Below are 25,071 nucleotides of genomic sequence, written 5' to 3' on the forward strand. Positions count from 1 at the left end.
CTCCTGATTACTTCGCGTTAGAACGGTAAGCTTCGATCAGTTCGATAAAGTGATCGAACAGCGGCGCCGCATCGTGCGGGCCTGGGCTGGCTTCCGGATGTCCCTGGAAGCTGAACGCCGGTTTGTCGGTGCGGTGAATGCCCTGTACGGTCTGGTCAAACAGGGAAACATGGGTCACGCGCAGGTTAGCCGGCAGGTTGGTTTTATCGACGGCAAAACCGTGGTTCTGCGCGGTGATCATCACGGTGTTGTTATCGAGGTCTTTCACCGGATGGTTGCCACCGTGATGGCCAAGCTTCATCTTCACGGTTTTCGCACCGCTGGCCAGCGCCAGCAGCTGATGGCCAAGACAGATACCAAACACCGGAATATCGGTTTTCAGGAAAGCCTGAATCGCGCTGATGGCGTAGTCGCACGGCTCCGGGTCGCCAGGGCCATTCGACAGGAAAATCCCGTCCGGATTCAGCGCCAGCACTTCATCTGCCGGCGTTTGCGCCGGGACAACCGTCAGGCGACAGCCGCGATCCACCAGCATGCGCAGAATGTTGCGCTTGGCGCCGTAGTCATAAGCCACCACGTGGAACGGCAGCGCATCAGCGCTTTGCTGCTCGGGCAGGCCGCCTTTCAGCGCCCAGCTCCCTTGCTGCCACGCGTAGGTTTCCGCAGTGGTCACTTCTTTCGCCAGGTCCATGCCTTTCAGGCCCGGGAACGCCTGGGCTTTCTGCAACGCCAGCGCAGCATCCGGACTGTCGCCGGCGATGATGTAGCCATTCAGCGCCCCTTTCTCACGCAGCAGGCGCGTCAGTTTGCGCGTATCGATATCCGCGATACCGACAATATTGTTGCGCTGCAGATAGGCTGACAGGCTCTCTTCGCTGCGGAAGTTGCTGGTAATCAGCGGCAGATCGCGGATGACGAGGCCCTGCGCATGGATTTGACTGGATTCTTCATCGGCGGCATTGGCACCAACGTTGCCGATATGAGGATAAGTGAGGGTGACGATCTGGCGGGAATAGGAAGGATCAGTGAGGATTTCTTGATAACCGGTCATTGACGTATTGAAAACGACCTCCCCCACTGCCGATCCCGTTGCCCCGATGGCCCGACCGTGGAATTGGGTTCCGTCTTCCAGAACCAAGAGCGCTGACTTAATCAAAACATCCTCCAGGAAATAAACAGTCACAATATATGCATATTAATTCAAAATGATGCGCTGAATCAATGCAAAAACCGCCTGACCGCTCGATTTTTGGCAAATTGCGCGCAATCTAATGATCGACCTGGTGATTGTCTACCCTGAGCAGTTATTTTTTTATATATTTCGGGCTACTGAATGTTAAAAGTAAAGCAAGGCGACAAAATAGTGAGAGATCTCCGATAAATAATCGGTTGCCTGACGCAATTAATGGCAAAACACCGACTAACTGCGTAAATTTTTGACCAAATGGTCAAAAAAAGCCATTTAACACGAAAAAAAACGCAGTTAAACTCAAAAAATAACCATCACAAACAAAAATAACAATAAGATTGCCATTTCACAGACAAAATAAAGGGCAATGAAACATTAACCCTGTTAAATCAATACCTTACCGATTGAAATAACCACATCACGATGGTTCATAACACTCACAACATCGATAAATCCAGCACATTACGCATATCATAAAGGCCGGATTTCTTGTCTTTTAACCATGCAGCAGCCTTAACTGCCCCATTGGCAAAGGTCATACGGCTGGAAGCCTTGTGCGTAATCTCTACGCGCTCGCCAATATCAGCAAACATCGCGGTGTGCTCACCGACAATATCGCCCGCGCGCACGGTCGCAAAGCCGATGGTTTGCGCCTTGCGCTCGCCGGTATGGCTTTCGCGCGCGTAAACCGCGTGCTCATCCAGCTTCCAGTGCATGGCATCAGCAATCGCCTCCCCCATCGCCAGCGCCGTGCCTGATGGCGCATCCACTTTATGGCGGTGATGCGCTTCCACAATCTCGATATCCGCATAGTCGCCCATCACTTTTGCCGCCTGCTGTAACAGGTTTAGCACCAGATTGACGCCTACGCTGAAGTTAGCGGCAAACACGATGCCGATCTCTTCAGCTGCTTCACGGATGGCTGCCTTACCGGCTTCATCAAAACCGGTGGTGCCAATCACCATCGCTTTTTGATGCTGACGGCAGAACGCCAGATACGCCAGCGTGCCTTCTGGACGGGTGAAATCGATCAGCACATCGAAATCATTCACCACCTGCAGCAGATCGTCGGTCACCCGTACGCCGGTTTTGCCGATTCCCGCCAGTTCACCGGCATCCGCCCCCAGCAGCGAGGAACCGCTGCGCGCCAGCGCCGCGCCTAACACCACGCCTTCCGCCTGCTGTGCGGCCTGAATCAGATTGCGTCCCATGCGACCCGGCGCACCAACAATAGCAATGCGGATTTCACTCATATTTATTCATTCCTGATACCAAAATATGCATGCAAAGCGTAAACAGGTTAACGGTCAGATAACAGTCACGCCACAATAATAACGGGATAATAAGAATTTTAGGCCAGCCGCGATAGATTATCAGTAAAAGCAATTCCGCCCGCTAGAAGTCACGGCTGAGGTGACAAAGGATAAAGAAAAGGCCGAACATTGTCGGCCTGTTTCTGTCAGCAATTGAAGTGCTTACTGCACGTTGCGTACGTCGACGCGCAGCTCTTTCGGCACTTCAAACACGATATTCTCTTCACGGCCAATCAGCTCAATCGCCGCTTCGCCGCCCAGCTCACGCAGGCGCTGAATTACCTGCTGCACCAGAATATCCGGAGCTGAAGCGCCGGCGGTAACGCCGATACACTGCACGCCTTTGACCCACTCTTCCTGAATATCATCTGCAGAATCAATCAGCTTCGCCAGCTTGCCGGCACGCTGCGCCAGCTCCGCCAGACGATTCGAGTTGGAGGAGTTTTTCGAGCCCACCACCAGAACCACCTCCGCATCCTGCGCCAGCACGCGCACCGCTTCCTGCCGGTTGGTGGTGGCGTAGCAGATATCATCCTTACGCGGTCCGATGATTGCCGGGAAGCGCTGACGCAGCGCGTCGATCACGTCCGAGGTATCATCCACCGACAGCGTGGTCTGCGTCATAAAGCACAGGTTGTTTTCATCTTTTACCTTTAGCCTGAACACATCCTCGGGCGACGCCACCAGATACATACCGCCGTTAGGGTTGCTGTACTGGCCCATGGTGCCTTCAACTTCCGGATGGCCGGCGTGGCCGATGAGGATCGCTTCCACGCCTTTACGGCTGGCACGCGCTACTTCCATATGCACCTTGGTCACCAGCGGACAGGTGGCGTCAAACAGCATGGTGAGGCTGCGCGCTTTCGCTTCGGCCCGCACGGCTTGGGAAACGCCATGTGCCGAGAAAATCAGGATGGCGTTGTCCGGTACTTCACTGATCTCTTCAATGAAGATCGCACCGCGCTCGCGCAGACTGCTGACCACGTAGCGGTTATGCACCACTTCATGACGCACGTAGATTGGCGCGCCATACATCTCCAGCGCCCGCTCGACAATGCTGATGGCGCGGTCGACGCCTGCACAGAAACCGCGTGGGTTAGCTAACAGGATTTGCATCGCTGGCCTCCAGCACCGGATCGATCTCCAGCACTTCAATCTCGAATTTAATGCGCTGACCCGCCAGCGGATGGTTGAAATCCACGGTAATCGAGTCACCGGAAATTTCGCGAATCACGCCCGGCATTTCGCTGCCGCCCATGCCGCTGAACAGCATGATGGCACCGACTTCCGGCTCGCCCGCGTCGATGAAATCACGGCGCGAGAAATACTGGATCAGATCCGGGCTGGCAGCGCCAAAGGCGTCTTCCGGCTCCAGCGTAAAGGCGTGCTGATCGCCCACTTTACGCCCGACCAGCTCCTGCTCCAGCGCCGCCGACAGGCTGCCATCTCCCAGACGGAACAGCGCAGGCTTGCCGTTGGCGCGCGTGGATTCAGCCGTCGAGCCATCCTCCAGCTTCAGTGTAAAATGCACCAGCAGCGCGCTGTCGCGCTGAACGATGTCTGTCATCTGTTCCCTTATTTATTCGTGACCTGTTTGCCTTTCGGGCTAAGAAAGCCCTCCAGCACCACCAGCGCCGCACCGATGCAGATACCGCAGTCGGCAATGTTAAAGGTGGAGAAGTGCCAGTCACCGACATAGAAGTCGATAAAGTCGACCACAAAGCCGTGCCAGGCACGATCAAACAGGTTACCCATCGCCCCGCCGATAATCAGCGCGTAGGCAATGTTGGTTAGTTTATTGCTGGCGCGATTGCGATACATCATCACCAGCAGCGACACCACAATGGCGATGGCGATACCAGCAAAGAACCAGCGCTGCCAACCGCCTTTGTCTGCCAGGAAGCTAAACGCCGCGCCGTAGTTTTGCGCGTAGAACAGGTTCAGGAACGGCATCAGCGGCTGGGTTTCATGCAGCATCATGTTGTTCATGACCCACTGCTTGCTGGCAAAATCGACCACGATCACCACCAGCACCAGCCATACCCAGCGCAGTCCGGTTGAGCACAGTTTACTCATCAGGCAAATTTCCGCACTTCACCGTTTCCGGCTACGTTGGTGTAGCAACGTCCACACACCGCAGCATGCTCCGGATTCTGGCCGACGTCAGTAGTGTAATGCCAGCAGCGCGGACATTTCTCGCCTTCTGCTTTATGAAGCGCGATTTTCAGACCTTTTAACAGCTCGCTCTGCTGCGCTTCGTCGCTGGCCGTCACGTAATCCGCCACGGTCGCGCCCGAGGTCAGCAGCACGAAACGCAGCTCATCGCCCAGTGCCTGCATCTTTGCCGCCAGTTCCGGATCGGCGTACAGCGTAACGGTGGCTTCGAGTGCGCCGCCGATGCGTTTGTCGCTGCGCGCCTGCTCAATCACCTTGTTCACTTCACCGCGCACTTTCAGCAGTTCTGCCCAGTACGCATCGTTCAGCGCTTCATCCTGCGCCAGACCAAAGAGGCCCTGATACCACTCTTCGGTGAACACGTACTGTGGACGCTCGCCAGGCAGATAGCCCCAGATCTCATCCGCGGTGAACGACATGATCGGCGCCATCCAGCGCACCAGCGCTTCAGCGATATGCCTCAGCGCGGTCTGACAGCTGCGACGCGCCAGGCTGTCGCCCTTCGCGGTGTACTGACGATCTTTGATCACGTCGAGGTAGAACGAGCCCATCTCGATGGAGCAGAAGTGCATCAGACGCTGCACCACTTCGTGGAAATCGTAGTTCTCGTACGACTGCACAATGTCCTGCTGTGCCGCCAGCGCACGGCCTACGGCCCAGCGATCCACCACCACCATCTCTTCCGGGCTGACGCAGTCGGTCGCCGGGTTGAAGCCTGCAAGGTTAGCCAGCAGGAAGCGCGCGGTGTTACGGATACGGCGATAGCTGTCGGCGGCCCGTTTCAGGATTTCGTCGGATACTGCCATCTCACCGGAGTAGTCGGTTGAGGCCACCCACAGACGCAGAATATCCGCGCCCAGCTTGTCCATCACGTCCTGCGGTGCCACGGTGTTGCCGATTGATTTCGACATTTTGCGGCCCTGACCGTCGACGGTGAAACCGTGGGTCAGTACCTGACGGTAAGGCGCTTTGCCTTTCATCGCCGTGGAGATCATCAGCGACGACATGAACCAGCCGCGATGCTGATCCGAGCCTTCCAGATACATATCCGGTGCGTGCCCGTCAAATTTCGGACGCGCATCCACCACCGAGAAGCTGGTCGATCCGGAGTCAAACCAGACGTCGAGGGTATCCGTCACTTTGACGTAGTGATCGGCATCATCGCCCATCAGATCGCGCGGATCGAGATCCCACCACGCCTGAATCCCGTCCTGCTCGACGCGCTGCGCCACTTTCTCCATCAGCTCCAGCGTATCCGGGTGCAGCTGCTCGCTCTCTTTATGAACGAACAGCGCCATCGGCACGCCCCAGGTGCGCTGACGCGAGATGCACCAGTCCGGACGGTTAGCGATCATCGCTTCGATACGCGCCTGGCCCCAGTCCGGGATCCACTGCACGCCTTTGATCTCTTTCAGCGACTGCGCACGCAAACCTTTCTGATCCATGCTGATAAACCACTGCGGCGTAGCACGGAAGATGATCGGCGTTTTATGACGCCAGCAGTGCGGATAGCTGTGCAGCAGTTTTTCCACGTGCAGCAGCGCGCCTTTCTCCTGCAGCAGCGCAACGATCATATCGTTGGCTTTAAATACGTTAACGCCATCTAGGGTTGGATAGGTACCCGGCAGATAAGCGCCGTCCGGCCCGACCGGGTTAGCGGTTTCGATGCCGTACTTCTGGCCAATCACATAGTCATCCGGACCGTGGCCTGGCGCGGTGTGCACCGCACCGGTACCGGCGTCCAGCGTGACGTGCTCACCCAGCACCACTTTCGACTGGATCTGCTCGAGGAACGGATGCTGGAACAGCTGCAGCTCCAGCGCGGCGCCTTTGCATTCGCCCAGCACCTGCCACTCGCTGATGCCCGCGCGTTTCAGCACGGATTCCACCAGATCTTTCGCGAGAATCAGGCTGCGGCCGGCAATCTGTACCAGCTGATAGTCGAACTCCGGATGCAGCGAGATGGCGCGGTTTGCCGGCATGGTCCACGGCGTGGTGGTCCAGATAACCAGTGAAACCGGGTCTTCCGACGCCGCAACGCCAAACTTCGAGCGTACCGCATCGGCGTCCAGCGCGTTAAACATCACGTCGATAGAAGGTGAGGTTTTGTCGTAATACTCCACTTCCGCTTCCGCCAGCGCGGAACGGCAGTCCATGCACCAGTGCACCGGCTTGGCGCCTTTGTGCAGATGGCCATTACCGATGATTTTGCCCAGCGTGCGAATGATGTTGGCTTCGGTCTGGAAATTCATGGTCAGATAAGGATGATCCCAGTTGCCGAGCACGCCAAGGCGGATGAAGTCCTTCTTCTGGCCTTCAACCTGCTCCGCCGCGTAGTTGCGGCAGGCTTCGCGGAATTCCGCCGCGCTGACTTTCTCGCCCGGCTTGCCGATCATCTGCTCAACTTTGTGCTCAATCGGTAAGCCGTGGCAGTCCCAGCCGGGAACATACGGCGAGTCAAAGCCCGCCATGCCTTTCGACTTAACGATAATATCTTTCAGAATCTTGTTAACTGAGTGACCAATATGAATGCTGCCGTTCGCATACGGAGGGCCATCATGCAGGATAAAGGTTTTTTTCCCTTTTTTGGCTGCGCGGATGATGCCGTACAGGTTGTCATCATACCAACGTTGCAGCATTCCCGGTTCGCGTTTGGCCAGATCGCCACGCATCGGGAACCCCGTTTCCGGCAAATTCAGGGTAGATTTATAGTCACTCATCAGATTTTCGGTTCCGTATTTCGGTCATTAAACCGGTGTTTTTAGCCCAAAAAATTGGCGGGCCGTCACCACATCTTTCGCAATTTGTTCTTTCAGCGCGTCCAGCGAAGCGAAACGCTGTTCGTCGCGAATCTTCTGCTTCAGCACCACTTCAATGTGGCGCCCATAAAGATTCATATGTGTGTCGAGCAGGTGAACTTCAAGCTGCTGACGCAGACCTTTTACCGTCGGGCGCGTACCAATGTTTGCCACGCCGGGAATCGGCTGCTCGCCCAGCCCCAGCACTTCTACCGCAAAGACACCTTTTACCGGCGTCACGGTGCGTCGAAGCGGGAGATTGGCGGTCGGGAAACCAATGGTGCGTCCCAGTGCATCACCGTGCACCACGCGGCCAGAAATACTGAACGGATGACCGAGCAGCTGCTGCGCCTGAGCAAAATCGTCCTGCGCCAGCGCCTGACGTACCGCCGTGCTGCTGATACGTTTGCCGCCATCACAATAGGTCTGGGTGCTGATGACCTCAAAGCCATACTCCGCACCGGCTTTCTGTAATAACAGGAAATCCCCTTGGCGACCAGCGCCAAAGCGGAAATCATCCCCCACTGCGAGGAATTTCACATTGAGCTTGTCGACCAGAAGTTCACTGATAAAGCTTTGTGCTGAGTGTGCCGCAAAACGGCGATCGAAGCGCACGCATACAACGGCATCAACGCCCGCCAGTGCGAGGTATTTGAGCTTTTCACGCAGACGCGTCAGGCGCGCCGGCGCTTTGTCGCCGGCAAACAGCTCCAGCGGCTGTGGCTCACAGAGCATCACCACCACCGGTAGGTTGCGTTTACGTCCTTCGGCAATCAACTCCGCCATCAGCGCTTGGTGGCCGCGATGCACGCCGTCAAAATTACCAATGGTCAGGACGCAGCCGCGATGCTGCTCTTTCAGATTGTAAATACCGCGGATAAACTTCATGGCTGACTCAAACCGGTGGAAATCGGCGGATTATACCCTTGAATAGCGTTCAGGTTAACCTGTCTGCGTGCCTTTCCTGCGCCTGATTCAGCGTCAGGCGCCCGCTGGCTGGCGGCTCCGGCCCCATCACAATAATTTTGTTGCGAAATACTGTATTCAGCGCGGTGTTGCTGGTAGCATCTTGCGCTATCAATTACGTAAGCGGGTGTCGTGGTTAAAACGACGCTTTATTGATTGCACAAATCCATTGACAAAAGAAGGCGCAAAAAGCATAGTCATCGGCCTTTGATTTGTCCATATAGAACACATTTGGGAGTTGGACCTTGGCTAATATCAAATCAGCTAAGAAGCGCGCCGTAACATCTGAGAAACGTCGCAAGCATAACGCGAGCAATCGTTCTATGATGCGTACTTTCATCAAGAAAGTATACGCGGCTATCGCAACCGGCGACAAAGCTGCTGCGCAGAACGCATTCAACGAAATGCAACCAATCGTGGACCATCAGGCTGCTAAAGGTCTGATCCACAAAAACAAAGCTGCACGTCATAAAGCAAACCTGACTGCTCAGATCAACAAACTGGCTTAATCGCCGTCTGTTTATCGCTTTGTTAAAAGAACCGGCGCTTCGCCGGTTTTTTTATGCCTGCCATCCGTGGCTGAACAGCGCGCTGAAGTCGCGATGACAAATTCTCTGCACCGCCGGATGCATGAATCATGCGCTCGGCAAAAATAACGTGATACTCCTCCATCACCGTCTCCAGCCTGCCGATCTCGCGCACGCTATCGTCACGATAGACGTCATCTCCGTACAGCGTCGGTGCGACAAAGATCGTATTATTCTGCGCGCCAAACGCCGTCATCAGCGCTGCATCATCAAATTCACCGAGAATCTCAACCTGTAACCCCTGGCTGTGGATCCAGTTCAGCAGCTTGCGCCCTAGCATTGAACGCCGGCCGAGCAGCAGCAGGTGCCGCTGCTCCAGACAGGCCGGAAACGGCAGCTCAGGCAGTGGCGCATTACACCAGAAGCTAACCGGACATTCGCCGAGCTTGACCGAAAACAGCCCGGCCTGCTGGGTTGAGTCAATCGGGCAGTCGGAGAGGATCATATCCAGCTTATGCTGGCTGAGCTGCTCCAGCAGCATTTCATGCGTTGATTCAAAGCAGCGCAGCTGGAGTTTCTCGCCAGCCATTACCGCCGTTTCCAGCACCTTGCTCACAAGCTGTTTTGACAGCGCATCCGCCACGCCAACATCAAACAGCAGATGCGACTCCTTGCGGTAGTTAACGATATCGAGCATTTTCTGGCTGAGCATAAACATGCGATCGGCATAGCGGAACACCAGCTGCCCCAGCTCGGTGGGCACCAGACCACGCCCCTGACGGCGAAACAGCACGCCATCCAGCTGCTCTTCCAGCGCTTTGATCTGGCCGGTTACGGTCTGCGGCGTGAGGCACAGCACTTCAGCGGCGCGCACCACCGAACCGGTTTTGCACACCTGCCAGAAGTAATAGAGATGATTAAAATTGAGCTGATTCATACCATAAAGGAGGCTTGCGCCTCTCCTTATTAGCGCAGTTTGATGCGCAGCAGCGTGTAACCCATCACCGCCGACAGCAGCGAACCGCTAAGAATGCCCAGTTTCGAGAACGTCACCAGCTGTTCATGCGCGGCGTCAAACGCCAGCGAGCTGATGAAGATCGACATGGTAAAACCGATACCGCACAGCACGCCGATCGCCATGATATCGCGAATAGTGGTGCTGCCTGGCAGCGCCGCCAGCCGCAGCTTCACCGCCAGCCAGCAGAACAGCGTGATACCTAACGGTTTACCAATCAGCAGACCGAGGATAATGCCAAGCGGCTCCGGCGACAGCACATCGCCAAAGGTGATGCCGCTGAGCGAGATCCCGGCGTTGGCAAACGCGAACAGCGGCAGGATCAGCCAGTTCACCCACGGCATCAGTCCGTGCGCCAGGTGCTCAGCCGGTGAGTGTCCCTCTTTCTCCTCCAGCGGCACAAAGAAGCCCACCACGACGCCCGCCAGCGTGGCATGCACGCCGGACTTCAGTACCGCGGTCCACAGCACCACGCCCACCAGCATATACACCGCGATGTTGCGCACGCCGCAGCGATTGAGGATCGCCAGCAGCACGATAGCGCCGCCCGCCACGCTCAGCGACAGCACTGACAGATCGCTGGTATAGAACAGCGCAATAATCACGATTGCACCGAGGTCATCAATGATCGCCAGCGCCATCAGGAACACTTTCAGCGCCGCCGGTACGCGGCTGCCGAGCAGCGCCAGCACGCCGAGCGCAAAGGCGATATCGGTGGCCGTTGGAATTGCCCAGCCGTTGCGGGCAACCTCGTTATCATGATTGAACAGCAGGAAAATGAGCGCCGGCGCAATCATGCCGCCCAGCGCAGCAATCACCGGGAAGATCGCGCGATCGCGGCTGGCCAGCTCGCCGCTGATCAGTTCGCGCTTCACTTCGAGGCCAATCAGCAGAAAGAACAGCGCCATCAGCGCATCGTTAATCCATAGCAGCAGGTTTTTGCTGATATCCAGCGCGCCGAAGCGAATCTGTACCGGCTCCGCCAGCAGATTTTGATAGCCCTGCGCGGTGGCGGCATTATTGGCCAGCACCATCGCCGCCGCCGCCGCCAGAATCAGCACCATGCCGTTGCTGGCGTCACTTTCGATAAAGCTTTTCAGCAAGCTTCGAATACTACGGGGTTTGTTCACAACTCCTCCTGAGCAGAGACATTTGGTGGAGAAGTTTAGCGGCTGAAACACCTCGTTAAAAGCAGCTTATGTCTCGTTTATTGCTCGGGATTTTCGAGTAATTCGCCAGGCCGGGCATATTGCAGCGGAGGGATGGGCTGAAAGCGGACGGAATACGGCGCTGGTCGCTAAGTCAATAGCGTGCCGTCAGGCCTGATGGTTAGTGCAGGTCAGCAGCGTCACGTCATCCGTGCGCTGCTGTGGCAGCGCATTATCGCCGGCAATCTCATGCTGGGCGCAATGTAGCTGATGCGGATGCAGGCCGCCCGGCGGTGAGAAAGGCTCAGCCATCTGGGCACTTGCTAGCGCGGAAAACGCCACAAGCGCTGTTGAAAGTAACAACGGTAGAAGTCGCATAATTTTTTGTCTTTTCACTATAACGGTCCGGAATGTACCAGGCATGCAGGTGATGATCCAGCCTGAGAGGTGGCAAACAGTGTTTTCCACGGTCAGTCAGGTTTCAGTGAAGGATTTTACGCCACTCAGGCGCAGGAATTTATAAAATTGTGCGGTTTATCACAGTTTACCGCACGATTTATGCATTATCCGACTTTAACCGGAATGTAAAAGGTGCCCTGTAGCAGATCCGGCGTGCTGTAACGCAGGTCCAGCTTAATCAGATCCTTGCCCGGCCGCCGCGCCACGCCGAGTGCGGGCAGGTGGTTGTAGTACACCTCTGCGGTGAACGCATTGATCTCTTCCGGCGCGCCGTGCCAGTCAATCTCTGCATACAGTCCACTCTCACCGGTCCAGTTCTGTACATTGCCGGTCAGCACGTCGGCGTACTGGCTTTCCAGCGCCTGGAACAGGCTGATATGCTGCTGATCGCTGGAGTTAACCCCCGGGCTGAACTGGAAACCGAGCCAGCCACGCTGCACGTGCTGGCCGGCGAAGGCGATGAAATCACGCGTATGCTGCGCCACCACGTGATTATGGTGGTCAATGTATTCGCCGAAGCGGCACTCCCACTCAATCACTTCTCCGCACAGCTTCAGCTCCGGCTTCTCTGCCAGTCGGGCGCTCACCCACTGCCGCTGGGTTGAGATGCGGCTGTGGAAGTCTTTCATCTGCATCTCAGGAATGCGGCGATAAGCGCCCGGCGTCATGGCGAAGTGGCTTTTAAACACCCGGGTAAAGTTTTGCTGATTATCAAAGCCAAACCGCACGGCGATATCAATAAGCGGCATGCTGGTCAGGCGCAGTGCCATAGCAGAGAGTGTCAGACGACGGTTGCGCGTGTAAGAGGCCAGCGTCTGGCCGGTCATCTCTTTGAACATGCGCTGCATGTGCCACTTGGAGTAACCGGATTTCAGGGTAATCAGATCGATGTTGAGCTCGTCGGTCAGATTGGCCTCGATCCAGTCCACCAGATCGTTGATGTACTGTTTTTTCAGATTCAGGCTGAGCATTTTTTTTAATTGAATGGGTTGGGAAAGGCGGTGCTTTTGCGTAATCCGTCACATAAATATAACAAAATCGTATGGATAACGTAAGGAAGAGTAAAGACAGCGAGACGGGAAAAGCATTAATTGCTTAGGTGACTAACTTTTATCTTCTTAAAGGCATCGCGTCGTTGAGCAGTAATTTGCCTGCGCATAGCGGTGCGCATTAATGCGCCCCCCGTAAAATCGTGCATCACCTTGCAGGGTCGCCATTTATGGCGACCGATAAGGCCGGGCAGGCGTGCCTGCCCTCATCAACAACTCAGTGCGAACGCATGCCCGCTGCCGTCATCATCATACGAAACAGTGATGCCACCACGCCCAGTGCCAGCACGCTTGCGCCGTAGATGATTACTAACCACAGCACGCGCTTCCACCAGGGGGCTTTCGTTTCAGTGGGGTTGTTCATATTGCTGACCTCGGTTTGCATCTCAGTGGTATCCTTCGTCGGCTTTGATTTTTCCGCGGAACACGTAGTAACTCCAGAAGGAGTAACCCAGAATCACCGGAATAATCAGTAAGCTACCGACCAGCATAAAGGTCTGACTCTGCGGCGGTGACGCGGCTTGCCAGATGGTGATCGACGGCGGAATAATGTGCGGCCACACGCTAATACCGAGGCCGGAGAAGCCGAGAAACACCAGCGCCAGCGTCAGCAGGAACGGCGAATAGTGCGCCTCACGCTTAATGGCGCGCACGATGCCCCACGAACACAGCAGCACCAGCACCGGCACCGGCAGGAACCAGAACAGGTTAGGACGGCTGAACCAGCGGTGCGCAATCGCATCGTGGGTGAACGGCGTCCACAGGCTGATAATGCCGACAATCAGCAGCAGCGCGATCACCAGCGGCGTCGCCAGCGCGGACATCTTACGGTGCAGCTCATGCTCGGTTTTCATGATCAGCCAGGTACAGCCCAGCAGCGCATACGCCACCACCAGACCGACGCCGCAGAACAGCGGGAACGGCGCCAGCCAGTCCATCGCCGAGCCGGCAAACTCGCGCCCTTTCACCGGGAAGCCGTCGATAATCGCACCGACCGCAACGCCCTGACTGAAGGTCGCCAGCAGTGAACCGGCGATAAATGATTTATCCCAGAACGCGCGATGTTCTTCCGTGGCCTTAAAGCGGAACTCAAACGTCACGCCACGGAAAATCAGGCCAATCAGCATCGCGGTGAGCGGAATGGCCAGCGCATCGGCAATTACCGAATAGGCCAGCGGGAACGCACCGTACAGACCGGCACCGCCCAGCACCAGCCAGGTTTCGTTGCCATCCCACACCGGCGCAACGGTGTTCACCATCATGTCGCGCTCAACCGCATCTTTATTGAACGGGAACAGGATGCCGATGCCAAGATCGAAGCCATCCATCACGATATACATCAGGGTGGCGAACACGATAATGGCGAACCAGATAATGGAGAAATCGATCATTTATTTACCCTCCTGCGGTTCGTTCAGACTCTCATGGGCCGCAGAAAGCGGACGCGCAGGTGTTTTATCCTGCCCCGGACCACCGTGGCGCACATCTTTGCCCTCGCCGGTCAGCGGACCTTTTTTGATCAGGCGCATCATGTAAACGTAGCCGACACCAAACACCGACGAATAGACGAGGATGAAGGCCAGCAGGCTGATGCTCATATGCAAATCACCATGCGCCGACACCGCATCAATGGTGCGCTGCACGCCGTACACCACCCATGGCTGACGACCAATTTCAGTGGTAAACCAGCCGGCAAGAATGGCGATCAGGCCGGACGGGCCCATCAGCAGGGCGAACCACAGGAACGGCCGGGAGTTATACAGCCGCTTTTTGTAACGCAGCCACAGGCTCAGCACGCCGAGGGTAATAATCAGCAGGCCCATCGCCACCATGACGCGGAACGACCAGAAAATCACCAGCGAATTCGGGCGGTCCTCTTTCGGGAAGCTCTTCAGCGCCGGTACCTGTTTGTCCATGCTGTGGGTCAAAATCAGGCTGCCGAGGTACGGCACTTCCAGCGCATATTTGGTGCGCTCTTCATCCATATCCGGAATACCGAACAGAATCAGCGGCGTCGCTTCCCCCGGCGGGTTTTCCCAGTGACCTTCAATCGCCGCAATTTTTGCCGGCTGATGCTCAAGGGTATTCAGACCGTGCGCATCGCCGCTCATCGCCTGAATCGGCGCAACGATCAGTGCCATCCACAGTGCCATGGAGAACATTTTGCGGATTGCCGGGTTATCGTTACCGCGCAGCAGATGCCACGCGCCAGACGCGCCAACAAAGAAGGCGCTGGCGAGGAAGGCCGCTACCGACATATGGAACAAGCGGTACGGGAACGACGGGTTGAAGACAATCTTAAACCAGTCCTGCGGCACCACGATGCCATTCTCAATGATGTAGCCCTGCGGGGTATGCATCCAGCTGTTGGACGCGAGGATCCAGAAGGTCGAGATGATGGTGCCGAGCGCGACCATGCAGGTGGCAAAGAAGTGCAGGCCCGGTCCAACGCGGTTCCAGCCAAACAGCATCACGCCGAGGAAGCCCGCTTCAAGGAAGAAGGCGGTGAGCACTTCATACGTCAGCAGCGGACCGGTAATACTGCCGGCAAACTGCGAGAAGCCACTCCAGTTGGTACCAAACTGATACGTCATCACCAGTCCGGACACGACGCCCATGCCGAAGTTAACGGCAAAGACTTTGGACCAGAAATGGTAGAGATCGCGATAGGTCTCGTTACGGGTTTTCAGCCACATGCCTTCGAGCACCGCCAGGAAACTGGCGAGACCGATGGTGATAGCCGGGAAAATAATATGGAAGGAAACAGTAAAGGCGAACTGAATCCTGGCCAGGTGGAAGGCATCTAATCCAAACATTGCTTACCTCTTTTCCACAAGATTGCACCGAATTTTTACTTATAATTAACAAGTTTAACGCACAAAATTATTATTTTGCGACGTCGGAAGAGATTCACGCCAATTGTAAAGCAAGCGGCGAGAACAAAAAGAAACAGTGGGAATGGCTAAAACTATAACAGTATTTTTTGATTTCTATCATTGTTTTCACCAGAAACTACTTGTTTAAAATCACTAAGTTAAGGTTAAATTTCGTGATTTATTGTGACAATCTTGTTATTAAGAAGAGCGAGAGTAAAAGGCTTTAATCTGGTAACTGGCTAAATTAGCTGTTAATTACTGCGTCAGACAAAATGGCAGAGGACCACACCGTTACGTTACGCTGTAAAATTTCCTGCACAGTGGCCAAAAAGAAAGTTTGTTAATTAACAGATAATTTTTATAGACCAAAAAGAAATTAATTTGCTGCCTTTAGGTGATATTCTGTGAGCCATCGCGCATTAACCCGCTGGGGCATGGCATTTGCCAGCGGCGTCAGGCTGTGCTTTGTTAAAGCAGCACAGTCCGGTTAATCAGCGAAGGAGAGGTTATGACCCGTCTTACCGCCCAGGATTTTCCCCAAGAACTGCTTGAGCTTTATGACTACTATGCGCACGGTCGCATCAGCAAGCGCGAGTTTCTCTCGCTGGCAGCGAAGTTCACCATCGCCGGCATGACTGGAGCCACCCTGCTCAGCGCCATGAGCCCCAATGATGCGCTGGCGCAGCAGGTGTCATTTACCGATCCTGATATCAACGCAGAATACATTCACTACCCGTCGCCTCGGGGACATAGCGAGGTACGCGCTTATCGGGTGCGCCCGGCTCACGCCAGCGGCAAGCTGGGGGCCGTGGTGGTGCACGAGAATCGTGGCCTGAATCCTTACATTGAAGACGTGGCGAGACGGGTCGCCAAAGCGGGCTATGTCGCGCTGGCGCCGGATGGCTTAAGTTCGCTGGGCGGCTATCCGGGCAATGATGAAGAGGGCCGTGCGATGCAGGCCAAAGTCGACCCGACCAAACTGATGAACGATTTCTTCGCGGCGGTCGATTTTCTCATGCAGCATCCCGAGGGGAGCGGCAAGGTCGGCATCACCGGCTTCTGTTATGGCGGCGGCGTGGCAAATGCGGCGGCAGTGGCGTTTCCCGAGCTGGCCTGCGCCGTGCCGTTCTATGGCCGCCAGCCAAAAGCGGAAGATGTGGTGCGCATTCAGGCGCCGCTGCTGCTGCATTATGCCGCGCTGGATAAAGGCATCAACGAAGGCTGGCCAGCCTATGAAGCCGCGCTGAAAGCCAGCCACAAAACCTATGAAGCGTACATTTACCTCGGCGTGAATCACGGCTTTCACAACGACTCAACGCCACGCTATGACAAAGCCGCCGCCGACCTGGCATGGCGTCGCACACTCGGCTGGTTTGAGAAATATTTGCACGCCTGAGCCTGGCGCGCCGCGACGGCACTCATGCCGTCTGCGGCGCTTTAATGATGCGGTGGACATTGCTTTCCAGCCAGTCGGCGAGGCCGATGACCTGCCCTTCCACCTCATGGCCCAGCGCCGTCAGCCGGTACTCTACGTGCGGCGGCACCACTTCATAGGCGATACGCTCAATGAAGCCATCCTCTTCCATGTAGCGCAGCGCCATTAACAACAGCACACTCCAGCGGCTGGTAATCCGTTTTAACACTTCACGTGACGGGCAGTTCACATTGAGCAATTCACCACGGGAAAATTTATCACTCAGGTTTTCAGCCATTTACATCACTCCGCTCAAACTAACAAATCTGTAATTACTTACTAAAAGTTAGTTTATCTCGTAGGCTGTTTCCATACCAGTTCAACCTGAGGAAAAACACCATGATTGCGATTACCGGAGCCACTGGCCAACTGGGCCGTTTAGTGATTAATGCCTTGCTGAAGAAAGTACCGGCCAGCGAGATCATCGCGGTGGTGCGTTCACTGGAAAAGGCACAGGACTTGAAGACGCTGGGCGTCGCGCTGCGTACCGCGGATTACAACCAGCCACAGACGCTGCACAGCGCCTTTGCCGGCGTGCAGAAAGTGCTGCTGATCTCCTCCAGCGAAGTGGGCCAGCGCGAAGCCCAGCACCGGGCGGTGATTGATGCCGCCAAAGCAGCGGGCGTGTCATTTATCGCGTATACCAGTCTGCTGCATGCCGATACCTCGCCGCTGGGTCTGGGCGTCGAACACCGTGCCACCGAAGCGCTGCTGCAGGCTTCAGGCATCCCTTATGCCCTGCTGCGCAACGGCTGGTACAGCGAAAACTATGCGGCCAGCATCGCACCGGCGTTAGCGCATCATGCCTTTATCGGCGCGGCGGGCAACGGACGCATCGCGTCGGCGGCGCGCGAGGATTACGCTGCCGCGGCGGCGGAGGTGATCAGTCGTGACGATCAGGCAGGCAAAGTGTACGAACTGGCCGGCGATGACAGCTATACGCTGGCAGAATTCAGTGCGGAGATCGCCCGCCAGTCCGGCGAACAGGTGGAGTACGTTAACCTGCCGCCTGCGGAGTTCAGCGCGGCGCTGATCGGAGCCGGTTTACCCGCGCCGCTGGCCGAACTGCTGGCGGATTCCGACGCCGGTGCCGCCTAGGGTGCCCTGTTCGACGACAGCCACACGCTAAGCAAACTCATTGGTCGCCCGACCACACCGTTCGCCGCGGTAATTAAGGCCACGCTGGCAAAGTAAGGCACTGATTGCGCCCTCACCTGCGGTGAAAAACCGGGGTGAGGGCGACGAAAAGCCCTCTTTTCCCCGTCTCGTTTGCCATCAAATGATCAACCTCTTCCCGCTTTTTTGCCGTCATCGCTGACGATTTTCTTATTTACAGATAATTCTGTTCACTTATTTAAAGTTTCATCTGAAACACTGCTTTCAATTCCTGAAATATAGGGCGTTGTATTCGCTGAAAAAAGCCTTAAATAGCCTATCAATCGACAAGATTTATTACGTTCATAGATATTTCGCATTGTTGTCTCATCGGGTCAGAGACCTATAATTTGTCCTTTGAGCAACCAAGTAATTTCAGGAGGCCGCTATTAATACTAACCACCAGCAACGTCAAGCTTTCGGAGAACACGAAGCCCATGCTGATCTGGGGTATCAATACGATCTTCACGAGTTTATCCGCGAAGGTATACAGGATTCGGAGCCGGAACCCGAGCTGATCGAAGGCCTGCCTGCGCCTGATGCGCTGACGCCTGCCGATCGTTATCTGGAGCTGTTTGAGCACGTGCAGACGTCACGTATTTTTGCCGACAGCAAAACGTTTCCGGACTGCGCGCCTAAATTCGATCCGCTGGATATTTTAATCCGCTATCGCCGCCGCAAACGCTCGGCGGAGTTCGACCTGGAACAATTTGTTCACGAGCATTTTTATTTACCGCAGGTCAATGAGAGTTTTTATGTTTCCAATCCGGATAAAACCCTGACGGAACATATTAACTACCTGTGGCCAGTGTTAACCAAAATGCCGCAGCAGCATTTACCGCATTCGTCGCTGCTGCCGCTGCCGAAGCCCTACGTGGTGCCCGGCGGACGTTTTGGTGAAACCGTATTACTGGGACTCCTACTTCAGCATGCTGGGACTGGCCGAAGCGGGCCGCGACGATCTGCTTCGTCACATGGCAGACAACTTCGCTTGGCTGATTGATAACTACGGTCACGTGCCGAATGGCAACCGTACTTATTATCTTAGCCGCTCGCAGCCGCTGGTGTTCGCGCTGATGGTCGAACTGTTTGAAGAGGACGGCATTCGCGGCGCTAAACGCTATCTTGACCAGCTGATGAAAGAGTATCAGTTCTGGATGGACGGGGCCGGCGAGCTGATGCCGCATCAGGCCTATCGCCACGTCGTGCGCATGCCGGATGGTTCGCTGCTTAACCGCTACTGGGACGATCGCGACACGCCGCGCGATGAGTCGTGGATGGAAGATGTGGAAACCGCCAGCAAATCGCGTCGTCCGGCCAGCGAGATCTATCGCGATCTGCGCGCCGGTGCCGCTTCCGGCTGGGATTACTCCTCTCGCTGGTTGCGCGATCCACAGCGCCTAGCCAGTATTCGCACCACCCAGTTTATTCCGGTGGATCTGAATGCGTTTCTCTACAAGCTGGAGCTGATGATCTCGACGCTGGCGCACGCGAAGGGCGAAGAACTCACCGGCCTGGCGTGGCAGAAGAAGGCGGATGCGCACAAGCAGGCGATCCATCGCTATCTGTGGGACAACACCGCAGGTGTGTACCGCGATTACGACTGGCGTCGTGAACGCTTTGGTGCCTTCACCGCAGCGGCGGTGGTACCGCTGTTCCTTGGGCTGGCATCACCAGAGCAGGCGCATCTGCAGGCGGTGGCGCTGCGCCAGCTGCTGCTCACGCAGGGCGGCTTGGTGACCTCCATGGTGGAGAGCGGCGAGCAGTGGGATAAACCCAACGGCTGGGCACCACTGCAGTGGATGGCGGTGGTCGGACTGAATAACTACGGTGAAGAGACGCTGGCAACGGAGATTGCGGTCAACTGGCTGACCACGGTGAAGAACTTCTATTCGCTGCACCATAAGCTGGTAGAGAAGTACGATATCAGCGGCGATCGCGCCCGCCCGGGCGGCGGCGGTGAGTATCCGCTGCAGGACGGCTTCGGCTGGACCAACGGCGTCACCGGTCGCCTGCTGGCGATGTACGGGCATTTGCTGGCGGACTGATAGCGTGGTTGGGTGGGGTAGCAGGCAGGATGCGGCGGTCTGGTGCGGGATACTGCGGCCTGATGCCCTCATCCTGGCCCTCTCCCACCGGGAGAGGAAAACGCTGCCACATGTAACAAAAAATCCACTGCTCGCTCGATCGGTCCCCTCTCCCGCGGGCGGGAGAGGGTTAGGGTGAGGGAAAAACGCACTTCCCCCCTTAATTCCCCTGCAAAAACGCCAGCAGATCCGCATTCAGCTGGTCCTGATGCGTCACGGCAAAACCGTGCGGGCCGTTCTCATACACTTTCAGCTGCGAACCCGCAATCATCTCGTGCACCAGCTTGCCGGTGGCTTCAAACGGCACCACCTGGTCGTTACTGCCGTGGATCACCAGCGTCGGCACATCCACTTTCGCAATATCCGCACGGAAATCCGTCTCAGAGAACGCGGTCACGCAATCCAGCGTACCTTTCAGCGACGCCAGCAGCGCAATGTTCAGCGTCTGCGTCAGTACGCCATCGGAAACCGTCTGGCCCGCGTTGGTGCCGTAAAACGGCGTGGCGAACTCTTTGATAAACTGTGCACGATCCTTCAGCAAACCCGCTTTGATCCCATCAAACACCGCTGATTCCACCCCTTCCGGGTGATCGTCAGTTTTACCAAAGATCGGGGTGACGGCGCCCAGCAGCACCAGTCCTTTCACTTTCGCAGTACCATAACGACCGATGTAGCGCGACACGTCCCCGCCGCCCATTGAGAAGCCCACCAGCGTCACTTCATCCAGCTGCAGGTGCTCGATCAGGCCGTGAATATCGTCCGCAAAAGTGTCGTAATCGTAGCCTTCCCACGGCTGATCGGAGCGACCAAAGCCGCGGCGGTCAAACGCGATGACGCGGTAGCCGCGCTCGGCGAGGAAGTTGAGCTGGCTGTCCCACATATCGGCATCCAGTGGCCAGCCGTGGCTGAACAGCACCGGCTGCCCCTTGCCCCAGTCTTTGAAGTACAGGTTTACGCCGTCTTTAGTCTTGAATGTGCTCATGTTTTTTCTCCGTTAGTCAGTGATGTTGTGTCTGGCAATCAAACTAGCGTGGGATGCTGGAAAAACCTAAAGCAGAGATTTTGACAACTTGTGCAAAGATTTTTGCTAAGCCCTGCCGTCAAAAATCCTTGTACAAGTTGGCCGATTTTTTCCGCTATCTCCTGACGGGCGAGCTTCGTATCGTGCTCTCATCGCACACTGACAGGAACAGTCTGATAAACCAGCCAAATCCACAAACAGCGCGCAGCGGCGCGTTTTCCCCTTTCGCCTACGGGCTTTTCGCCGTGATCTGGACCGCTTCGGTGCTCGGCAATACCGGTAGCTTTATCCGTGACGTCGCCAGCGCGTGGCTGATTACCGGACTGTCCGATAACCCAACCGCCGTCGCGCTGATGCAAACCGCCGCCACCCTGCCAGTGTTCCTGCTGGCGCTGCCGGCCGGCGTGCTGTCGGATATTGTTGACCGCCGCCGCCTGCTGATTGTGGTGCAGCTGCTGATGGCCAGCGTCAGCGGCACGCTACTGCTGCTGTCGCACAACCACTGGCTCACCGTTGAGTGGCTGATTGGCCTGACCTTTGTCGGCGGCGTCGGCGCGGCGCTGTTCGGTCCGGCATGGCAGGCCATCGTGCCGGAGCTGGTACCCCGCCATGAGCTGAAAAATGCCGTAGCGCTCAACTCGCTGGGCATCAATATCGCCCGGGCGATTGGACCGGCTACCGGCGGCCTGCTGCTGGCAAGTTTAGGTGCTATGGCCGCTTACGGTGCCGATGTCGCCAGTTATTTTTTCGTCATCGCCGCGCTGCTGTGGTGGAAACGTCCGGCGAAGGCCGCTACCGCGCTGAATGAGCACTTCTTTGGCGCTTTCCGTGCCGGGCTGCGCTATGTGAAAGCCAGCCGCGAACTGCACCGCGTGCTGTTGCGCGCCGCGCTGTATTTTGCCTTCGCCAGTGCCATCTGGGCACTGCTGCCGCTGGTGGCGCGCACCATGCTGCACGGCAGCGCGGGCTTTTATGGCTTGCTGCTCGGGGCCGTCGGTGCCGGTGCCATTGCCGGCGCGCTGCTGCTGCCGCGCCTGCGTGCCCGGCTGAGCCATGATGGACTGATGCTGCTCTCCGCCGTGCTCAGCGCGCTGGTCATGGTGGCGCTGGCGCTCAGTCCGCCGCAGTGGCTGGCGCTGCTGCTGATGCTGGTACTGGGCACCGGCTGGATCATCGCGCTGACGACCCTCAACAGCGTGGCGCAGGCGGTGCTGCCCGACTGGGTGCGCGGTCGCGGGCTGGCGGTCTATCTGATGGTCTTCAACGGCACGCTGGCGGGTGGCAGTCTGGCCTGGGGTCTGATCGCCCAGCACATTGGTCTGGCGCCAACGCTGATGCTGGCCGGCGCCGCGTTGCTCATCACTGCGCTGCTGGCAAAACGGCTGGCGCTGCCGGCGGGCGAAGCGGATCTGCAGCCGGCCAGCACGTCCTGACGGAACTGCAGCTGGGTGTGCGGGTGCTGCTGATAAAATTCGTCAATCAGCGGCGTGAGGATGCTGAACGGCAGCGAAGCATCCACGCTGATGGTCAGCAGACTCTCCCAGCCGCTCTCCACGTAGCGCGCCTGCTGCTACCGCACGCAGCAGCGTCCGCCCTTTTTCCAGCATCAAACGGCCGGTCGGCGTGAACGTGGCGCGATGGCCGGAGCGATCGAGCAGCGTGATTTTTAAATCACTCTCCATCTTCTGCACGGTATAGCTCAACGCCGACGCGGTTTTGAACAGTCGCGCTGCCGCAGCGGCAAAGGTGCCATGACGATCGAGCGCATCCAGAATCAGCAGCGCCTCCAGATTTAAACGCATTCCCTACCCTCCGTAAAAAAAGTTGAACGACAACGTAAAAACAATCCGTTATCAATAACTGCTGTCATTTCGTATTTTTTTCCTCATCGGCGCAAGCATTTTTAACCGCGCATTAACACGGTGGCTGAGGGCCGCTACGCTTAATCTAACTGAGAGAACAGAATGACGACCGCATCCCTGATTTTTACCAACGGTAAGTTTCACACCGTCGACCGCGAAACCCGCTGGCCACCGCCGTGGCCATCAAAGACGGCAAGTTCCTCGCCGTAGGTAGCGAAGCTGACGTCATGCGCTTTGCCGGCAGCGACACGCAAATCATCGACGCCAAAGGGCACACCGGCATTCCCGGCCTGAACGATTCACACCTGCATCTGATTCGCGGCGGCCTCAACTACAACCTTGAGCTGCGCTGGGAAGGCGTGCCGTCGCTGACCGATGCGCTGCGTATGCTGCGCGAACAGGCACTGCGTACGCCGTCACCGCAGTGGGGGCGCGTGGTCGGGGGCTGGAGCGAGTTCCAGTTTGCTGAGCGCCGCATGCCGACGCTGGACGAAATCAACGCCGCCGTGCCCGATACGCCGGTCTTCATTCTGCATCTGTATGACCGCGCGCTGCTCAATCGTGCCGCGCTGAAAGTAGTGGGCTACACCAAAGAAACCCCCAACCCGCCGGGCGGCGAAATCCAGCGCGACAGCAATGGCAATCCGACCGGCATGCTGATCGCCCGTCCTAACGCCATGCTGCTGTACGCCACGCTGGCGAAGGGACCAAAGCTTCCGCTGGAACAGCAGGTTAACTCGACACGTCAGTTTATGCGCGAGCTGAACCGCCTCGATCTGACCAGCGCCATTGACGCCGGCGGCGGCTTCCAGAATTACCCGGACGATTACGACGTGATCGCCGAACTGCACGCGAAAAAGCAGCTGACGGTACGCATCGCCTATAACCTGTTCACCCAGCGTCCCGGCCACGAGCTGGAAGACTTTGAGAAGTGGACCGATATGCTGAAGCCGGGCTAGGGCACTAATTTCCTGCGCCACAACGGTGCCGGTGAAATGCTGGTGTTCTCGGCGGCGGACTTCGAAGATTTCCTCGAACCGCGCCCGGATCTGGCACCCGGCATGGAAGATGAGCTGGAGCGCGTGGTGCGCCACTTGGTGGAGCATCGCTGGCCGTTCCGCCTGCACGCCACCTATAACGAATCAATCAGCCGCATGCTGGATGTGTTTGAGAAGGTAAATCGCGACATTCCGTTCAATGGCCTGCACTGGTTCTTTGACCATGCGAAAACCATCACTGAAGCCAATATTGAGCGGGTAAAAGCGCTCGGCGGCGGCCTGACGGTGCAGCATCGCATAGCTTTCCAGGGGGAATACTTTGTTGATCGCTACGGTAAAGAGGCCGCGAAGCAGACACCGCCGGTGGCGCGCATGCTGGAGGCTGGCGTTCCGGTGGGCCTCGGTACCGATGCCACCCGCGTCGCCAGCTATACCCCGTGGACCGGCACTGTACTGGCTGGTTTCAGGCCGTACCGTCGGTGGGATGCAGCTGTACGATGACAATGCACGCATCGACTGTGAAACCGCGCTGATGCTATGGACCAAAGGCAGCGCCTGGTTCTCCAGCAAGCAGAGCGCCAAAGGTGAGATCAAAGTCGGCCAGCTGGCGGATCTGGTGCTGCTGTCAAAAGATTTCTTCAGCGTACCGGAAGAGGAGATCAAAGGCATTGAATCGGTGCTGACGCTGGTGGATGGCAACGTGGTGTATGCCGCCGGCAGCTTCACGCCGCTGGCACCGCCGCCGGTACCGGTGTTGCCGGAGTGGTCGCCGGTGGTAACCGTGCCCGGTCACTACCGAAGCGCCCCGCCGCGCGGATGCCGCAGGTACACCAGTGCAGCGGCCCCTGCGGCGTGCACAGCCACGCCCATGATGTCGCGCGCCAGTCATCGGTGCCGGTGTCAGACAATAACGTGTTCTGGGGTGCGCTGGGCTGTTCCTGTTTTGCGTTTTAAGTGAT

17 protein-coding genes and 6 pseudogenes are annotated in these 25,071 nt (G+C 56.8%); 6 read left to right on the forward strand and 17 right to left on the reverse strand.

The features are described from left to right. Positions 1–7 precede the first annotated feature (7 nt). The 7 genes from carA to ribF all read right to left on the reverse strand — a co-directional run bounded on the left by carA (position 8) and on the right by ribF (position 8,363). Entirely contained in the window at positions 8–1,156 is a 1,149-nt protein-coding gene (gene carA / locus AC6I8M_RS20250) for a glutamine-hydrolyzing carbamoyl-phosphate synthase small subunit (protein ID WP_010616648.1), read from the reverse strand. A 470-nt stretch (positions 1,157–1,626) separates the two neighbouring features. Beyond that, a complete protein-coding gene (gene dapB, locus AC6I8M_RS20255) occupies positions 1,627–2,442 on the reverse strand; it encodes a 4-hydroxy-tetrahydrodipicolinate reductase (protein ID WP_498013585.1) in 816 nt (271 codons plus the stop codon). Positions 2,443–2,664: 222 nt separating this feature from the next. After that, positions 2,665–3,618, reverse strand: a complete 954-nt coding sequence (gene ispH / locus AC6I8M_RS20260; protein ID WP_010616650.1) for a 4-hydroxy-3-methylbut-2-enyl diphosphate reductase — start codon at positions 3,616–3,618, stop codon at positions 2,665–2,667. After that, the gene (gene fkpB / locus AC6I8M_RS20265) at positions 3,599–4,069 is read right to left on the reverse strand and encodes an FKBP-type peptidyl-prolyl cis-trans isomerase (protein WP_021507597.1); all 471 of its coding nucleotides are present in this window, start codon (positions 4,067–4,069) and stop codon (positions 3,599–3,601) included. The genes ispH and fkpB overlap by 20 nt, the downstream gene beginning before the upstream one ends. An 8-nt stretch (positions 4,070–4,077) precedes the next feature. Beyond that, positions 4,078–4,578 (reverse strand): signal peptidase II, encoded by a 501-nt coding sequence (gene lspA, locus AC6I8M_RS20270; RefSeq protein ID WP_010616652.1) that lies wholly within the window; start codon positions 4,576–4,578, stop codon positions 4,078–4,080. Then, positions 4,578–7,397: an isoleucine--tRNA ligase gene (ileS, locus tag AC6I8M_RS20275; RefSeq protein WP_010616653.1), complete on the reverse strand. Its 2,820-nt coding sequence runs from the start codon at positions 7,395–7,397 to the stop codon at positions 4,578–4,580. The genes lspA and ileS overlap by 1 nt, the downstream gene beginning before the upstream one ends. Positions 7,398–7,424: 27 nt before the next feature. Continuing rightward, positions 7,425–8,363 (reverse strand): bifunctional riboflavin kinase/FAD synthetase, encoded by a 939-nt coding sequence (ribF, locus tag AC6I8M_RS20280; protein ID WP_010616654.1) that lies wholly within the window; start codon positions 8,361–8,363, stop codon positions 7,425–7,427. Positions 8,364–8,686: 323 nt separating this feature from the next. On the opposite strand from ribF, the gene rpsT reads away from it, so the two are divergent. Beyond that, positions 8,687–8,950, forward strand: coding sequence for a 30S ribosomal protein S20 (rpsT, locus tag AC6I8M_RS20285; RefSeq protein ID WP_010616655.1), 264 nt, complete (start codon positions 8,687–8,689; stop codon positions 8,948–8,950). 51 nt (positions 8,951–9,001) lie between these two features. On the opposite strand, the pseudogene nhaR reads toward rpsT, so the two are convergent. The 7 genes and pseudogenes from nhaR to AC6I8M_RS20320 all read right to left on the reverse strand — a co-directional run bounded on the left by nhaR (position 9,002) and on the right by AC6I8M_RS20320 (position 15,455). Further along, positions 9,002–9,905, reverse strand: a pseudogene (gene nhaR / locus AC6I8M_RS20290) (transcriptional activator NhaR). Positions 9,906–9,934: 29 nt separating this feature from the next. Continuing rightward, on the reverse strand, positions 9,935–11,113 hold the full coding sequence (nhaA, locus tag AC6I8M_RS20295) for a Na+/H+ antiporter NhaA (protein ID WP_498013586.1): 1,179 nt from the start codon (positions 11,111–11,113) through the stop codon (positions 9,935–9,937). A 186-nt stretch (positions 11,114–11,299) separates the two neighbouring features. Next, on the reverse strand, positions 11,300–11,443 hold the full coding sequence (locus AC6I8M_RS20300; protein WP_010616658.1) for a hypothetical protein: 144 nt from the start codon (positions 11,441–11,443) through the stop codon (positions 11,300–11,302). A 251-nt stretch (positions 11,444–11,694) separates the two neighbouring features. Beyond that, positions 11,695–12,561, reverse strand: a complete 867-nt coding sequence (locus AC6I8M_RS20305; RefSeq protein ID WP_498013587.1) for a helix-turn-helix domain-containing protein — start codon at positions 12,559–12,561, stop codon at positions 11,695–11,697. A 295-nt stretch (positions 12,562–12,856) separates the two neighbouring features. After that, the gene (locus AC6I8M_RS20310; RefSeq protein ID WP_021507606.1) at positions 12,857–13,024 is read right to left on the reverse strand and encodes a DUF2474 domain-containing protein; all 168 of its coding nucleotides are present in this window, start codon (positions 13,022–13,024) and stop codon (positions 12,857–12,859) included. A gap of 1 nt (position 13,025) precedes the next feature. Beyond that, positions 13,026–14,030, reverse strand: coding sequence for a cytochrome d ubiquinol oxidase subunit II (cydB, locus tag AC6I8M_RS20315; protein ID WP_010616445.1), 1,005 nt, complete (start codon positions 14,028–14,030; stop codon positions 13,026–13,028). Next, entirely contained in the window at positions 14,031–15,455 is a 1,425-nt protein-coding gene (locus AC6I8M_RS20320; RefSeq protein ID WP_010616446.1) for a cytochrome ubiquinol oxidase subunit I, read from the reverse strand. Positions 15,456–16,023: 568 nt separating this feature from the next. Between AC6I8M_RS20320 and yghX the strand changes: the two genes are divergently transcribed. Further along, positions 16,024–16,911: a YghX family hydrolase gene (yghX, locus tag AC6I8M_RS20325; RefSeq protein WP_010616447.1), complete on the forward strand. Its 888-nt coding sequence runs from the start codon at positions 16,024–16,026 to the stop codon at positions 16,909–16,911. A gap of 22 nt (positions 16,912–16,933) precedes the next feature. Here yghX and AC6I8M_RS20330 read toward each other — a convergent pair whose 3' ends face one another. Then, positions 16,934–17,227, reverse strand: a complete 294-nt coding sequence (locus AC6I8M_RS20330) for a winged helix-turn-helix transcriptional regulator (RefSeq protein ID WP_010616448.1) — start codon at positions 17,225–17,227, stop codon at positions 16,934–16,936. 101 nt (positions 17,228–17,328) lie between these two features. Between AC6I8M_RS20330 and AC6I8M_RS20335 the strand changes: the two are divergent. Then, positions 17,329–18,183: pseudogene (locus AC6I8M_RS20335) on the forward strand (SDR family oxidoreductase). Positions 18,184–18,631: 448 nt separating this feature from the next. Continuing rightward, a pseudogene (gene treF / locus AC6I8M_RS20340) lies at positions 18,632–20,192 on the forward strand (alpha,alpha-trehalase TreF). Positions 20,193–20,391: 199 nt separating this feature from the next. On the opposite strand, the gene AC6I8M_RS20345 reads toward treF, so the two are convergent. After that, on the reverse strand, positions 20,392–21,213 hold the full coding sequence (locus tag AC6I8M_RS20345; RefSeq protein WP_010616452.1) for an alpha/beta fold hydrolase: 822 nt from the start codon (positions 21,211–21,213) through the stop codon (positions 20,392–20,394). Between the two features lie 215 nt (positions 21,214–21,428). Between AC6I8M_RS20345 and AC6I8M_RS20350 the strand changes: the two are divergent. Continuing rightward, positions 21,429–22,673: pseudogene (locus AC6I8M_RS20350) on the forward strand (MFS transporter); the annotation flags it as partial. On the opposite strand, the pseudogene AC6I8M_RS20355 reads toward AC6I8M_RS20350, so the two are convergent. Continuing rightward, positions 22,663–23,054, reverse strand: a pseudogene (locus tag AC6I8M_RS20355) (LysR family transcriptional regulator); the annotation flags it as partial. The pseudogenes AC6I8M_RS20350 and AC6I8M_RS20355 overlap by 11 nt on opposite strands. Positions 23,055–23,216: 162 nt before the next feature. Here AC6I8M_RS20355 and AC6I8M_RS20360 point away from each other — a divergent pair. Beyond that, positions 23,217–25,066, forward strand: a pseudogene (locus AC6I8M_RS20360) (amidohydrolase). Positions 25,067–25,071 lie beyond the last annotated feature (5 nt).

Source organism: Type-A symbiont of Plautia stali (assembly GCF_059731155.1).

Bases quoted from the DNA above. Each gene is read 5' to 3' on its own strand.
- dapB (WP_498013585.1), bottom strand. From the start codon at position 2,442: ATGAGTGAAATCCGCATTGCTATTGTTGGTGCGCCGGGTCGCATGGGA.
- ispH (WP_010616650.1), bottom strand. From the start codon at position 3,618: ATGCAAATCCTGTTAGCTAACCCACGCGGTTTCTGTGCAGGCGTCGAC.
- fkpB (WP_021507597.1), bottom strand. From the start codon at position 4,069: ATGACAGACATCGTTCAGCGCGACAGCGCGCTGCTGGTGCATTTTACA.
- lspA (WP_010616652.1), bottom strand. From the start codon at position 4,578: ATGAGTAAACTGTGCTCAACCGGACTGCGCTGGGTATGGCTGGTGCTG.
- ileS (WP_010616653.1), bottom strand. From the start codon at position 7,397: ATGAGTGACTATAAATCTACCCTGAATTTGCCGGAAACGGGGTTCCCG.
- ribF (WP_010616654.1), bottom strand. From the start codon at position 8,363: ATGAAGTTTATCCGCGGTATTTACAATCTGAAAGAGCAGCATCGCGGC.
- AC6I8M_RS20300 (WP_010616658.1), bottom strand. From the start codon at position 11,443: ATGGCTGAGCCTTTCTCACCGCCGGGCGGCCTGCATCCGCATCAGCTA.
- AC6I8M_RS20305 (WP_498013587.1), bottom strand. From the start codon at position 12,561: ATGCTCAGCCTGAATCTGAAAAAACAGTACATCAACGATCTGGTGGAC.
- AC6I8M_RS20310 (WP_021507606.1), bottom strand. From the start codon at position 13,024: ATGCAAACCGAGGTCAGCAATATGAACAACCCCACTGAAACGAAAGCC.
- cydB (WP_010616445.1), bottom strand. From the start codon at position 14,030: ATGATCGATTTCTCCATTATCTGGTTCGCCATTATCGTGTTCGCCACC.
- AC6I8M_RS20320 (WP_010616446.1), bottom strand. From the start codon at position 15,455: ATGTTTGGATTAGATGCCTTCCACCTGGCCAGGATTCAGTTCGCCTTT.
- yghX (WP_010616447.1), top strand. From the start codon at position 16,024: ATGACCCGTCTTACCGCCCAGGATTTTCCCCAAGAACTGCTTGAGCTT.
- AC6I8M_RS20330 (WP_010616448.1), bottom strand. From the start codon at position 17,227: ATGGCTGAAAACCTGAGTGATAAATTTTCCCGTGGTGAATTGCTCAAT.
- AC6I8M_RS20345 (WP_010616452.1), bottom strand. From the start codon at position 21,213: ATGAGCACATTCAAGACTAAAGACGGCGTAAACCTGTACTTCAAAGAC.